At 70.1% G+C, this 13,185-nt stretch carries 13 protein-coding genes; 4 read left to right on the forward strand and 9 right to left on the reverse strand.

Features of this window, described 5'->3' with window-relative positions; translation table 11 throughout:
* Nucleotides 1–5: 5 nt before the first annotated feature.
* The 4 genes from ABGB19_RS15195 to ABGB19_RS15210 all read right to left on the reverse strand — a co-directional run bounded on the left by ABGB19_RS15195 (nt 6) and on the right by ABGB19_RS15210 (nt 2,291).
* Nucleotides 6–431, reverse strand: a complete 426-nt coding sequence (locus tag ABGB19_RS15195; protein ID WP_347686805.1) for a hypothetical protein — start codon at nt 429–431, stop codon at nt 6–8.
* Nucleotides 432–457: 26 nt separating this feature from the next.
* Nucleotides 458–934, reverse strand: coding sequence for a GtrA family protein (locus ABGB19_RS15200; RefSeq protein ID WP_347686806.1), 477 nt, complete (start codon nt 932–934; stop codon nt 458–460).
* A 71-nt stretch (nt 935–1,005) separates the two neighbouring features.
* Entirely contained in the window at nt 1,006–1,848 is an 843-nt protein-coding gene (locus ABGB19_RS15205; RefSeq protein WP_347686807.1) for a rhomboid family intramembrane serine protease, read from the reverse strand.
* A gap of 29 nt (nt 1,849–1,877) precedes the next feature.
* Entirely contained in the window at nt 1,878–2,291 is a 414-nt protein-coding gene (locus tag ABGB19_RS15210) for a VOC family protein (protein WP_347686808.1), read from the reverse strand.
* Between the two features lie 297 nt (nt 2,292–2,588).
* Here ABGB19_RS15210 and ABGB19_RS15215 point away from each other — a divergent pair, with 297 nt between their 5' ends.
* The 4 genes from ABGB19_RS15215 to lipE all read left to right on the forward strand — a co-directional run bounded on the left by ABGB19_RS15215 (nt 2,589) and on the right by lipE (nt 5,241).
* Complete coding sequence (locus ABGB19_RS15215) at nt 2,589–2,990, forward strand: heme-binding protein (protein WP_347687198.1); 402 nt, start codon at nt 2,589–2,591, stop codon at nt 2,988–2,990.
* Between the two features lie 83 nt (nt 2,991–3,073).
* A complete protein-coding gene (locus tag ABGB19_RS15220; protein WP_347686809.1) occupies nt 3,074–3,511 on the forward strand; it encodes a hypothetical protein in 438 nt (145 codons plus the stop codon).
* 9 nt (nt 3,512–3,520) lie between these two features.
* A complete protein-coding gene (locus tag ABGB19_RS15225) occupies nt 3,521–4,006 on the forward strand; it encodes a peroxynitrite isomerase (protein ID WP_347686810.1) in 486 nt (161 codons plus the stop codon).
* Complete coding sequence (gene lipE, locus ABGB19_RS15230) at nt 4,003–5,241, forward strand: lipase LipE (RefSeq protein WP_347686811.1); 1,239 nt, start codon at nt 4,003–4,005, stop codon at nt 5,239–5,241. The genes ABGB19_RS15225 and lipE overlap by 4 nt, the downstream gene beginning before the upstream one ends.
* A 39-nt stretch (nt 5,242–5,280) precedes the next feature.
* Here the strand turns inward: lipE and ABGB19_RS15235 are convergent, their stop codons facing one another.
* From ABGB19_RS15235 to hrpA, 5 genes are all read right to left on the reverse strand, one after another.
* Nucleotides 5,281–6,408, reverse strand: a complete 1,128-nt coding sequence (locus tag ABGB19_RS15235) for an FAD-dependent oxidoreductase (RefSeq protein ID WP_347686812.1) — start codon at nt 6,406–6,408, stop codon at nt 5,281–5,283.
* 29 nt (nt 6,409–6,437) lie between these two features.
* Nucleotides 6,438–7,439 carry a tocopherol cyclase family protein gene (locus tag ABGB19_RS15240; protein ID WP_347687199.1) on the reverse strand — a complete coding sequence of 334 codons (1,002 nt, stop codon included), beginning with the start codon at nt 7,437–7,439 and terminating at the stop codon, nt 6,438–6,440.
* 2 nt (nt 7,440–7,441) lie between these two features.
* Nucleotides 7,442–8,257: a glutaminyl-peptide cyclotransferase gene (locus ABGB19_RS15245; protein WP_347686813.1), complete on the reverse strand. Its 816-nt coding sequence runs from the start codon at nt 8,255–8,257 to the stop codon at nt 7,442–7,444.
* A gap of 50 nt (nt 8,258–8,307) precedes the next feature.
* A complete protein-coding gene (locus ABGB19_RS15250; protein WP_347686814.1) occupies nt 8,308–9,093 on the reverse strand; it encodes a SigB/SigF/SigG family RNA polymerase sigma factor in 786 nt (261 codons plus the stop codon).
* A gap of 138 nt (nt 9,094–9,231) precedes the next feature.
* Nucleotides 9,232–13,158, reverse strand: a complete 3,927-nt coding sequence (hrpA, locus tag ABGB19_RS15255; protein WP_347686815.1) for an ATP-dependent RNA helicase HrpA — start codon at nt 13,156–13,158, stop codon at nt 9,232–9,234.
* Nucleotides 13,159–13,185: the final 27 nt, after the last annotated feature.

Here is a 13,185-nt window from a genome sequence, read left to right on the forward strand (position 1 = left end):
GGTCCTCAGTGTCCACCTGATCGGCGCGACCGGGTCGGGTTTCCCGCCGCGCGGGCCCGTTCGACGAACCGGTAGGTGCCGCCGACCGGCACCAGGTGGTCGGATCGGGGTGCGACGATCAGCGTTGGCGGCGCGGCGGCGCTGATGTGCGTCGCCGACGCGATCTGCTCGTACCGCTTGGGGAACTGCTCGGGCGAGCCGCCCGTGTACGCGCCGACCGTCGCGCGGGCCTGCCCGCCGACCACGGGATCGTCGTTGTGCCACAAGCCCGCCGGGTCCATGGCCGGGTACATCGTCGATACCGCCGCGACCGTCGGTGGTCGTCCACCGCACGACGACCGCAGGGTGCCGGTGGCGTCCAGGTACGCGGTGTTGATCCGAGGTTGCCGCCGCACCGCGACGAGCGGCACCGCGACCAGGTATCCGAGCACAACTCATTGTCCCCGAACGCAGTCCGCTACCGGAGGAACACCACCCAGCGCATCGCGCCGTACATGTACACCGCCTCACAAGCCCCGGCGGCCAGGCGCGCGATGCGGTAGTCCAGGCCAAGTGCGGCAAGCAGGTTCGACACCCCGAGGATGAACGCCAGATAGTTCACCACGACGACGGCAACGTAGATCGCGAACTGCGGCCCGACCGGGGCGTGCGACCGGAAGTTGAAGATCCGGTTCAGTACGTAGCTCAACGCGAACGCCGTCGCATAGGCCGCCGTCACCGCGACGGGCAGCGGCGCGGACAGCCAGCCGTGCAGGGCCGTCAACAGGACCAGGTCGGCGCCGAACGTGAAGCCGTTGATCAGGCAGAAGCCCAGAAACGTCGGCGCGACAACGGTATCGAGGCCGAACGGCAGCCGGGCGACCACTTCGACGCAGAACCGGTGGAATCGTTCGATCACCCCCGCCCTGGCCGGGGTTGACGATTCGACCTGCACGCTTCCACGCTGACATCCGCGGATGACGACTGCGTGAGCAGTGGGCGAACGTGCGGCGGCGGGTCTTGACTCTAGAGCGCAGCCAGCGCGGCCAGCGTGGCCTGCAGGACGTCGGTCCGCCACCAGATCAGCAGCGCGAACACCACCAGGGCCGCGACCGTCGCACCCGCCTGCACGAGGTTGCGCGCGTTGCGTGGCGCGTACGCGTACGCCGCGGCGACGGCCGCGCCGGTCGCCAACCCGCCGAGGTGGCCCTGCCAACTGATGTTCAGCGCACTGACCAGCGGGATGACGAAAGTGATCACCAGGTTGATCGCGATCAGCGCGATCACCCAGCGCACGTCCATGCTCAACCGCTTGCCGATGACGAACGTCGCACCGAACAAACCGAAGATCGCACCCGACGCGCCCACCGTGGCGACGACCGGCGACGAGAGAAGGTACACCAGCACCGACCCGCCGAGCGCGCTGAGCAGGTACAGCCCGGTGAACCGCAGCCTGCCCAGCGCCGCCTCCAGCGGCGGGCCGACGACGTAGAGCGCCCACATGTTGAACAGGATGTGCGGCGCGCCGTAGTGCAGGAACGCCGACGTCACGAACCGGTAGAGGTCGCCGTCGGCCACCACGTAGGACTGCAGCACCAACTCGCGCTGGAAGCCGGGCACCAGAAACTGCAGCGCGAACATCACCACGTTGATGCCGATCAGCACATAGGTGACCATCGGCTTGGCCGACGGCACGCCGCCGAACTGCGTGCGGACCTGCCGCACCGACTTCGCGCCGGCGTTCACACAGTCCACGCACTGATGTCCGACGGCGGCGTCGCGCATGCACTCACCGCAGATGTAGCGGTTGCAGCGCGCGCAGCGGACGTAGGTGACGCGGTCGGGATGCCGGTAGCAGGTCGGTGTCACCGGAGGCGTCGACCAGGCCTGGGGGCCCGTCACAGCGTGCCGAACAATTCGATGTGGTTGCCGTCCGGGTCGGCGACGAACATCCAGCCCATGCCCGGTACCGGCGCGAACTCGGTCAGCGGCTCGACGACCTCGTACTCCGAGGCGGCGAACGCGTCGGCCACGCCGCGCAGGTTGCTCACCCCGATCGTGAAGTAGCGCAGCCCCGCCTGCGCCCGGCCACCGCCGGGGGCGACGGGCTGCGGCGGCGCGGGGGTGTAGGTGACGAGCTTGAGCACGCTGGCGCCCAGCGAGTACCGCCGCTGCGAGCCGCCGGGAAAGTCGATCACGCCCTGCGGTGCGAGTTCGAGGAAGCCTTCGTAGAAGGCGACCATCGCGTCCGGGTTCGTCGTCACGAGCCCCACTTCGATACCCGGGCTGAGCAGGTCCAGCTTCACAGCCACCACCTTAGGTTCCGGCGTCGGCCAGTTGCCGGTCCCAGCGCTCCTGGATAACAATTCGGTCACTAGATAAATCACGATCAATTAAGGAGCGCGAGCCGTTTCTGAGAGATTTCAAGATCTCTGACCGCGCGCTTATCGAATTCGGACGAAATTGCGGTCTAAATCACGCTTGTTCGATGTAACACCTGCGTGCAGGCGGTTTCCGGGCCTGTCGGGCACGTTTGGCGCCGTTTGCTTTCGGCTACCTTGGATTTCGGGGACGGGGGAATCAACAAAGCAATTGAAGGAAAGAAACAGATGAAGTTCCGTGGAATCGCCGCGCGCCGGCAGGTCGCCGGCGTTTGTGCCGCCAGTCTTCTCGGGGGTCTGGCCGCAGCAACCATCGCCGCGCCGACGGCGATGGCAGCACCCGAGCAGTGCAGTGCGAGCACCGTGTCCGGCACCGTGAGCAACGTGACCGGCGCGGCCCGCGCTTATCTCGAAAGTCACCCCAATGCCAATCAGGCTGTCACCGCCGCGTTCAGCCAGCCGCGTCCGGAGGCCTCCACGACGCTGCGTGGGTACTTCACGGCCAACCCGCAGGAGTATTACGACCTGCGCGGCATCCTCGCGCCGATCGGTGACGTGCAGCGCACCTGCAACATCCAGGCGCTGCCGCCCGAGTTGGCGTCGGCCTACGACGAGTTCATAGCCGGCTGATCGCCCGGGAAAGACCCGCCGCCGCGGCCCCGGCCGTAGCGGCGGGTTTTTTCATGCCCCGTGAACGCTTAGACTGCCTTTCTATGAAGCCGACGAGACCCGCCGCCGTCGCCGCGGCGGTGTTGCTCCTGCTCGGCGCGTCGGGCGTCGCCCACGCCCAACCGGCGCCGCCCGCGCCACCCGCGCCACCCGCGCCTCCCGCGCCGAAGACGGCGATCGACGCTGACGGCACCTATGCGGTGGGCACCGACATCGTGCCCGGCACCTACAGTTCGGCCGGGCCGATCGAGAACAGCGCCTGCTACTGGAAGCGCGCCGCAGGCGAGAAGATGGTCGACAACGCGCTGACCAAGAAGCCGCAGGTGGTGCGGATCGAGGCGGGCGACACCTCGTTCACGACCAACGACTGCCAGCCCTGGCAGCTGACCGACGCGGCCCCGCCCCCCAAGACCGCGCCCGGCGAGCTGCTCGGCCAACTGGGCTCGTTCATCGGCTCGGGCATCCTCGGCGGCCCCCGCTAGCCTGGCGGAATGGCCGACCTGCACGCCGACGTCGCTGTGCTGGCCCCGCTACTCGGGGTGTGGACAGGTCGGGGCTCGGGCGAATACCCGACGATCACGCCGTTCGACTACACCGAGGAAGTCACCTTCGACCACGTCGGCAAGCCGTTTCTGGTCTATCGGCAGCGCACCGCCGCGGTCGACGGCCGCCCGTTGCACGCCGAGGTCGGCTATGTCCGGGTGCCGTCGGCCGGCCGCGTGGAATGGGTGCTCGCCCATCCGACGGGCGTCACCGAGATCGAGGAGGGCAGGCTGACGACCAGCGGGCCGGTCATCGTGATGGAGTTGACCGCCACCGCGGTCGGCTGCACCGCGTCGGCGAAAGAGGTTACCGCGCTGAGCCGTTCGGTCCGGGTCGACGGTGACGAGCTCACCTACGCGGTGCGCATGGCGGCCGTCGGTCAACCGCTGCAGCACCATCTGGCCGCCACGTTGCTCCGGAACACGTCGCCGTGACCCCTCTCGACGGGAGAATCCGGGTGCCCGCCGACCTCGATGCCGTGACCGCGATCGGCGACGAAGACCACTCGGGGATCGACGCCGCTTCGGTCGAGCGGATCTGGCAGGCCGTGCGGCACTGGTATCGGGCCGGCATGCAGCCCGCGATCCAGCTGTGCCTGCGCCACAACGGCCGGGTGGTTCTCAACCGCGCGATCGGACACGGTTGGGGCAACGGGCCTGCGGACCCACCCGACGCGGACAAGATCCCCGTCACCACCGACACCCCGTTCTGCGCCTACTCGGCGGCCAAGGCGATCACGTCGACGGTGGTGCACATGCTCGTCGAACGCGGCTGCTTCTCGCTCGACGACCGCGTCTGCGAATACCTGCCCACCTACACCAGTCACGGTAAGCACCGCACCACGATCCGGCACGTGATGACCCACAGCGCAGGCATCCCGATCCACACCGGCCCGCGGCCCGACCTGCGCCGGATGGACGACAGCGAGTACACCCGCGAAAAGCTCGGCGAACTCAAGCCGCTCTACCGACCCGGCCTGGTGCACATCTACCACGGGCTGACGTGGGGCCCGTTGATCCGCGAGATCGTCGGCGCGGCGACCGGCCGCGGCATCCGCGAGATCCTGGCCGCCGAGATCCTGGACCCGCTGGGCTTCCGCTGGACCAATTACGGCGTTGCGCCGCAGGATGTCCCGCTGGTCGCACCCAGCCACGCGACGGGCAAGGAGCTGCCACAGCCCGCCGCGACCGTGTTCCGCCTCGCGGTCGGCGGCTCGCTGTACAAGATCATTCCGTTCTCCAACAGCCCGCAGTACCTCACCAGCGTGCTGCCGTCGTCGAACACGGTGTCGACGGCGTTCGAGTTGTCCCGGTTCGCCGAACTGCTGTGTCGCGGAGGGGAACTCGACGGGGTGCGGGTGATGTCGCCGGAGACGTTGCGGGCCGCGACGGCCGAATGCCGGCGGCTGCGGCCCGACGTCGCCGTTGGCCTCGCGCCGCTGCGCTGGGGCACCGGATACATGTTGGGGTCCAAGCGGTTCGGGCCGTTCGGGCGCAACGCCCCCGCGGCGTTCGGGCACACCGGCCTGACGAACATCGCCGTGTGGGCCGACCCGCAGCGCGGCCTGGCCGCGGGATTGATCAGCAGCGGCAAGCCCGGGCCGCACCGCGAGGCCAACCGCTACCCGGCGCTGCTGGACCGGATCACCGCAGAGATCCCGCGAAACTGAAGTTGTGCGGGCGAAAGTACTCGAATCGCCTGCACAGCTTCAGTTTCGGCGCAAAGAATCCGGGCGCACGCCGCGGTAGAACCCGCGCCACACGATCCACGGCATGAGCACCCGGTCGATCGACCAGCCGGGGAAGCGGAACGCCTGCCCGCCGGGCGTGAACACCTCGAGCCCGTCGGGCTGCGGTCCGAGCACCGACCCCCAGCGACGGCTCGCGGGGCGGTAGGCCCGTAGCGGTTTGCCGTCGAACTCGGCGCGCACGTTGCGGGCCAGCAGGCCGTCCGCGCGGTTGCGTGCCGACGAGCGCAAGGGGTCCGTCGCCGCGACGTCGCCGATCGCGTACACGCCGCGCTGGCCGGGGACCCGCAGTTCCGGCGTGACCCGCACGAAGCCGTGCTCGTCGAGCACCTCCGGCGGCAGCCATCCCGTGTTGGGCCGGACCCGGCCGATCGCCCAGAGCACGACGTCCGCGGCCGCGGGCGATTGGCCGGTGCTCCACCGCACCGGCCCGGATGTGAGCGCGCCGCAGTCGAATCCGTCGGGCAGCACCGCGCGGTGGCCGGCATGCAGCCCGACGCCGAGGTCGGTCAGTCGCCTGCGTACCCGCTCCCACACCCGGGGGTGGTGGGCGACCAGTGCGCGCTCGCCGGGGAAGTACAACTCGACGCGCTTGTCGGGCCATGTCTTCGCCACGTTCGCGGCACTGCTCACCGCGGCGGCGCCACCGCCGATGACGGTCACCGAAGGCGCCGCGGCCAGCCGCCGATGTGCCTGCCCCAGATCGGCGGCGATCTCCTCGGCCGACTGCAGCCGCGGTTGGCGCCAGAAACCGTTGGTGACGCCGGTCGAAATGACCAGCGCGTCATAGGGTTCGGCCGCCGTGCTGCCGTCGGGCTGTTGTACGAATACCTTTCGCGCGGCCAGGTCGGCTCCGGTCAGCGAGCCGTGCACGGTGCGGACGCGATCGAGGCCGCGGAACCGGTCGAAGGTGATCCAGTTGTAGCGGGTCCAGTCGTTCGGACGGGACAGCCGCATGCCCAGCTCCTGGCCGCTGAGCAGGCCGGGCTTGGCGGAGATGCCGACGACGTCGGCGTGCCGCGCGAGCTTGATCGCGGTCAGGACGCCGCTGTCGCCCAGGCCCGCGATGACGACGCGAGGCCGGCTCACGGGTTGCCGATCATGAGCATTCGCCCACCCTAGTGGGGCAGGCTGCCGACCTCCAGACCCGCCAGCTCGGATCGGCCGTCGAAGATCACCTTCCCGAACTCGCGGACCACGCAGTGCAGTCGTCCGCCGAGATGCTCGAGATCGGTGTCGACGTTGCGCCGCTCCGCCGGCAACGGCACCGGCAGCGCATGCGGCTCGAGATGTGAACCGTCGCCGTGCAAGTCGACGCGATAGCGAAGCGACGTCGCATGCAGCGTCCACCGTCGCTCGCCCAACTCCGAGCGCACTCGTGCCGTCGGCGGCGTCAAGCGGATCACCCGGTCACCCAGCCGGACCACGACCCCAGCGATATCGCTCTTGAGCGGGCCGAGCGCCAACAGGCCGCCGGAGAAGGCCACCGAGACATCGGCATCACCGAAATCGTGCGCCTGACCCCACCACCACCGGTCGGGGAACCCCGCCCCCCAGTTCCGTTCGCAGTACAGCCGGGCATTGATGAAATGCCAACGGTCCCCGTCGAATTCGACGAACCCGTCGGCCGACCCCCCGAGCCGGTAGGGATGCCAGTACTGGTTGAGGAACGGCACCACCGACGCGACGCCTCCGCCCGCCAGCGCCTTGGGCCACTCGAAGGCGGCGGCGAACCGCATGTCGACGCGCACGCCCGGCAGGTCCACGCGCAGCCGGTCGTCGGTGGCCGAGAAGCAGCTTGTCCCCGAGCGCGCATCGACCTCGAACGGGTCGGTGTCCGCGCGTGCTTCGGCCAGCGCCGCGTGGTAGACACGGTGGCCGGGATGCAACGCAACGGCCGCCGTCGCCCAGTCACCGTCGGGGTGCGAGTTGACGCTGACCAGTGCGACCACCGCCCGGCCGGATGCCGCGTCGGTCAGGCGCCAGAACCAGCCCTCCATCTCGGTGCCGTGCGAGGACAGCGGGTCACCGAACGGCAGATCGGCCCCGGAGCGGCGGTACCACCGCGCGATCGGCGCGGCGGCGAGTCGCCGCGCCGCGCCTTTGACCGTGTCCAACACGGTCACGACGGCGGGTCCAGCCGCACCCGGAACATCGACGGCCACTTCTTGCCGGTGATCAGGTACTCGTCGCCCTGGACGTGGGCGATGCCGTTGAGCACCCGTTCGCTGTTGCCTGCCTGGCCCGGCCACAATCCGGCGGCGTCGACGACCGTGTCGACCTGACCCGTCGCCGGGTCGATGCGCACGATCATGTCGGTCAACCACACGTTCGCCCAGACCTGCCCGTCGACGCATTCCAGCTCGTTGAGGTTGGCCAGCGGACTGCCGTCGCGGGTCACGGCGACCGAACCGGTCTCGGCGAACGTCGACGGGTCGTGGAAGTGCAGGCGATCGGTGCCGTCGCTGCGGATGAGCCGTCCGCCGTCGTCGCACAAACCCCAACCCTCGCCCTCGACCGGCACCTCGCGCACGGGGGTCAGCGTGGCCGTGTCCCACTCGACGGCGACACCGTTCTGCCAGGTCAGCTCCCAGATCCGGTCGCCGACGACGGTGATGCCCTCGCCGTAGTAGTTGTTCGGCGCGGCCGCCGCGCGCCGGACCGCACCCGTGGCCGGATCGAGTTCCCGCAGCTGGGACTCGCCCGCGATGCCGGTGCCCTCGTACAGGGTCGGCCCGTCGAACTCGAGGCCCTGGGTCCACGCCGTGGTGTCGTGCGGTACCTCGGCGAGCACGATCGGCTTGATCACCGGCGCCGGACCGGCCTCGGCGGGGGTGTCGCTCTCGGCGGCGGGCGGGGAGCCGCCACACGCCGCCGCGAGGAACACGGCGGCGGCGGTCAGCCACACGGCGTGCCGCCGTGCGTGATGTGCGCGCATAGGCCAATACCTACCCGATGCGGGCCCCACCGCGCCGGGTAGCCGGCGAATCAGCCCGTCAGACCCTGCCGCAACTGCGCCAGGCTCCTGGCCAGCAGACGGGAGACGTGCATCTGCGAGATGCCCAGCTTCTGTGCGATCTGGGTCTGCGTCTGCGAGCCGAAGAACCGCATGGTCAAGATGTCCTGCTCGCGTTGCGGCAGCTGCGCCAGGAGCGGACGTAGGGCCTCGCGGAATTCCACGGCGTCGATGCTGGTGTCGTGGTTGCCGAGCCGGTCGACGATCGACGGGCTGTCGTCGCCGTCGCCTCCGACCGGGGCATCCAGGGAGCGGGTCTGGTAACACTGCGCGGCGATCAGCGACTCGACGACGTCCCGGCGGTCCATACCGAGCTCGCCTGCCAGTTCCGTCGGGGTGGGTGCCCGGCCCATGCGCTGGCTCAACTCCGCTGTGGCGGTGGTGATCTGCGCCCGCGAATCCTTGAGCCGTCGCGGCACGTGGACCGCCCATCCGCTGTCACGGAAGTAACGCTTGACCTCGCCCATGACGGTCGGCACTGCAAACGACAGGAAGTCGCTGCCCGAGTCGGGGTCGAACCGTTCGATCGCGTTGAGCAGCCCCAGCCTCGCGGTCTGCACGAGGTCGTCGCGGGGTTCCCCGCGGCCGTCGTAGCGGCGCGCGATGTGCTCGGCCAGCGGAAGGCAGCGCCGCACGACGTACTCCCGCAGGGTGCGATGCTCGAAGGACCCGACGGGCAACACCGCGAGCTTGCGCAGCAATTCCGGGATGTCCCGGTAGTCGGAGTCCGCGGACCGTCCGGACCTGGCTCGATTCATCGCACCCCCTTAGCCTGTGGCGAACGCGTACCCAGAACCGCGGCCGGCGTATGTGCGCGCCGCCCCGAAATCAGCAAAGTGTTCGCAGATTGGCCGACGTCGACCACGCCCGCTTCGTGATCTGGCCGACGCGCTGTGTCAGGGCCGCACGGCGTCGATGGCGCGGTGGATGCGCTGCTCGCTGACCGGGCGCGGCGTGCCGAGTTGCTGCGCCCACAGGCTCACCCGGAGCTCCTCGATCTGCCCGGCGATGTCGCGGATGTCGGCGGCTGCCGCGCGGGCCGGTGACAGGGCACTCACGAGCTCGTCGTACGCGTCCTGCACGGCGTGGACGCGCTGCATGCGTTCGCGGTCGGCCCCGACCCCGTGCGGCAACCGGTCCAGGCGCCTGCCGATCGCGAGCAGATAGCGGCTGAGGTCCGCGAGTCGCGCGGCGCCGGCGGCGGTGACGAACCCTCGGGGTAACAGCCGGTCGAGTTGGGCGCGGATGTCGGCGATCGCCTCGGCCTGGGCCGGTGGTGGCGTGCCAGGGACGGCCAGTTCGACGTCGTTGGCCGCGGCGATCACCTTCTCGACGCGTGCGACGACACCCCTGGTGGTGGGGGCCAGTTCGGTGGCGACACGGTCGCGCAGGGCGACGAACTCGGCCCGGGTCCACACCGGGTCGGTCGCCAGCAGGTCCGTCGCCGCGTCGGCGCAGTCCTCGAGCAACGCCTGCAGCGACCCGTCGGGGTTGGCGCCGAGGATCAGTCGGGTGCGCGGATCCAGCTCTCGCTCAACGGCCTTCACTGGTGACGGGACCGAGAGCCGCAGCAACCGGCGGGTGCCCGGCCGCATCGCGGCGTCCTGTTCGGCCGCGGTGGGGAAGACGTGCACGTCGACGGTGGCGCCCGCGTCGACCAGCGCCGGGTATCCGCGCACGGCGTGCCCGCCGACGGTGCGCTCGACGGTGCGCGAGAGTGTCTCCATGTCGTCGGGCCATCCGCGCAGCCCGGTGCGCTCCAGGTCGCCGACCGCCTCGGCGACGGCGCGCCGCACTGGCGCCTCGAGTTGGTGCTGCAACGTCTCGAGGTCCTTGCCGCGGGCGATCTCGCTGCCGTCGGCGGACTCGACGGCGACGGTGACCCGCAGGTGCGACGGAAGCCTGTCGAGATCGAATGCGTCGAGGGGCACCAGAATCCCGGTGCGCCGGTGCAGTTCGCGTTGGAGCGCCTCCAGCAGCGATTCGGCGCCCGGCGTGATCGCGGCCAGCACCGCGCGGGCGGTGTCGGGCGCGGGAACGAAGTTGCGGCGCAGGTCCTTCGGCAGCGACCGGATCAACGCGGTGACGAGCTCCTCCCGCAATGCCGGTACCTGCCAGGCGAACTCGTCACCGCCGAGCCGGGCCAGCACCTCGACGGGCACGTGCACGGTGACGCCGTCGTCCTCGGCGCCCGGTTCGAAGCGGTAGGTCAGCGGCAGCGACAGATCACCGGCCTGCCACGCGTCGGGCTGCTCACTCGTCTCGTCCGTGCGCAGGAGGTCGTCGCGGGTGAACGTCAACAGGTCGGGGGTGTTGTGCCGCTGCTTTTTCCACCATGCGTCGAAGTGCCGCGCCGACACCGCCTCGGCGGGCACCCGGGCGTCGTAGAACGCGAAGATCTCCTCGTCGCCGACGACCAGGTCGCGCCGACGCGCCTTGTCCTCCAACTTCTCCAATTCGGCGCGCAGGCGGGCGTTGTCGCGGAAGAAGTGGTGGCGGGTCTGCCAGTCGCCGTCGACGAGCGCGTGCCGGATGAACAACTCGCGCGCCACCTGCGGTTCGATGCGGGAGTATTCGACGCGGCGGCGCGGCACCAACGCCAGCCCGTACAGCGTCACCCGCTCGAAGGCCATGACGGCGCCGCGCTGCGCATCCCAGTGCGGTTCGCTGTAGGTGCGCTGAACCAGGTCGCCCGCGATCCGCTCCACCATGTCCGGTTGGATCCGCGCGCCGATGCGCCCGTAGAGCCTGCTGGTCTCGACGAGGTCGGCGACGACGATCCAGCGCGGCGGGCGCTTGGCGAGCACCGACCCTGGCGCGAGGACGAACTTCGCATTGCGTGCGCCTTGGTACTCGCGGGAGTCGCCGTCGCGCAGGCCGATGTGCGAGAGCAGCCCGGCGAGCAGCGCCGCGTGCACGAACGCCGGATCGGCCGGCTCGTCGGATTCGCGGATGTCCAGGTCACGGGCGATGCTGCGCAACTGGCCGACCAGGTCCTGCCATTCGCGGATTCGCAGGTAGTGTAGGAACTCTTCGCGGCACATGCGCCGAAACGCGTTGCCGGACAACTCGGCTCGCTGCTCGCGCAGGTAACGCCACAGGTTCAGGTAGGACACGAAGTCGGAGTGCTCGTCGGCGAAGCGGGCGTGCTTCTGCCGGGCCGCCTCCTCCCGGTCGACGGGCCGCTCACGCGGGTCCGGTATGGACAGCGCCGCGGCCAGCACGAGAATCTCGCGCACGCAGCCTTCGGCGTCGGCCTGCAGGATCATGCGTCCGATCCGCGGGTCGACCGGCAACCGCGCGAGACGGCGCCCGGTGTCGGTGATCCGGCCGCCGGCATCGAAGGCGCCGAGCTCCTGCAGCAGCAGCACGCCGTCGCGGACGCTGCGCCTCTCCGGCGGGTCCAGGAAGGGGAACGTCTCGATCTCACCGAGGTTGAGCGCCGCCATCTGCAGGATGACCGCCGCGAGGTTGGTCCGCAGGATCTCCGGATCGGTGTAGCGGGGCCGGGCGGCGAAGTCCTCCTCGGAATAGAGCCGGATGCACACCCCCGGCGCGGTGCGGCCCGACCGGCCCGCCCGCTGGGCGGCCGACGCCTGGGAAATCGGCTCGATCGGCAACCGCTGCACCTTCGTGCGTCTGCTGTAGCGCGAGATGCGGGCGGTGCCGGGGTCCACCACGTACCGGATGCCGGGCACTGTCAGCGATGTCTCGGCGACGTTTGTGGCGAGCACGATTCGACGGGTGGCGCGGCTCGGCTGGAACACCCGCTGCTGTTCGGCGGTCGGCAGCCGGGCGTAGAGCGGCAGCACCTCGGTGTGCTCGCCGACGACGCCACTCAGCGCTTCTCGGGTGTCGCGGATCTCGCGTTCACCGGACAGAAACACCAGCACGTCGCCCGGCGGCTCGGCCTCGAGTTCGGCGATGGCGTCGACGATCGCCTCGGTCTGGTCGCGCACCTCGGTGCGCACCACCTCGTGGTCCGGGTCGTCGGGATCGTCGGTGTCGTCATCGGCCACCGGGACTTCCAGGGGGCGGTAACGGATCTCGACCGGGTACGTGCGTCCCGACACCTCGACGATCGGGGCACCGTCGCTCCATCCATGTTCGGCACCGCCGAAGTGCGCGGCGAAGCGCTCCGGCTCGATCGTCGCCGACGTGACGATCACCTTGAGGTCGGGCCGTCGCGGCAGCAGTTCGCGCAGGTACCCGAGGAGGAAGTCGATGTTGAGGCTGCGCTCGTGGGCCTCGTCGAGGATCAGCGTGTCGTAGCGCAGCAGCCGCCGGTCACGCTGGATCTCGGCGAGCAGGATGCCGTCGGTCATCAGTCTCACCAGCGTGCGGTCGCTGACCTGGTCGGTGAAACGCACTGTGTAGCCGATCGTTTCGCCGAGTGGGCGGCCGAGCTCGTCGGCGATGCGCTGCGCGACGGTGCGGGCCGCGAGGCGCCGCGGCTGGGTGTGCCCGATGGTGCCGCGCACGCCGCGGCCGAGGTCCAGGCAGATCTTGGGCAGCTGGGTCGTCTTGCCCGAACCGGTCTCGCCGGCGACGATCACCACCTGGTGGTCGTTGATCGCCTTGGCGATCTCGTCGCGGCGCTCGCTGACCGGCAGCTCGGGGTAGGTGATCGCGGGCAGCGCGGCGGTGCGGGCGGCGACGAGCGCCTCCGCGGCGGCGATCTGCTCGGCGAGCCGCGCGAGCTTCTCCGGCGGGGCGCCGCGCATCTGCTTGAGCCGGCGGCCGAGTCGCGCGGCGTCGCGGATCGTCAGCCCGTCGAGGCGCGCTTGCAACCCGCGCACATCGCCGCGGGACGACTCGGACACTGTCGCCACAATAGCGGCGCGAGTTAG

Origin of the sequence: Mycobacterium sp. B14F4, from assembly GCF_039871645.1 — a bacterium.
GTDB lineage: Bacteria > Actinomycetota > Actinomycetes > Mycobacteriales > Mycobacteriaceae > Mycobacterium.

What these genes read in the sequence shown, in the direction of transcription:
- ABGB19_RS15250 (WP_347686814.1), bottom strand. Translation starts at nt 9,093, where the DNA reads ATGAATCGAGCCAGGTCCGGACGGTCCGCGGACTCCGACTACCGGGAC.
- ABGB19_RS15225 (WP_347686810.1), top strand. Translation starts at nt 3,521, where the DNA reads ATGGCCGACCTGCACGCCGACGTCGCTGTGCTGGCCCCGCTACTCGGG.
- ABGB19_RS15245 (WP_347686813.1), bottom strand. Translation starts at nt 8,257, where the DNA reads ATGCGCGCACATCACGCACGGCGGCACGCCGTGTGGCTGACCGCCGCC.
- ABGB19_RS15220 (WP_347686809.1), top strand. Translation starts at nt 3,074, where the DNA reads ATGAAGCCGACGAGACCCGCCGCCGTCGCCGCGGCGGTGTTGCTCCTG.
- ABGB19_RS15215 (WP_347687198.1), top strand. Translation starts at nt 2,589, where the DNA reads ATGAAGTTCCGTGGAATCGCCGCGCGCCGGCAGGTCGCCGGCGTTTGT.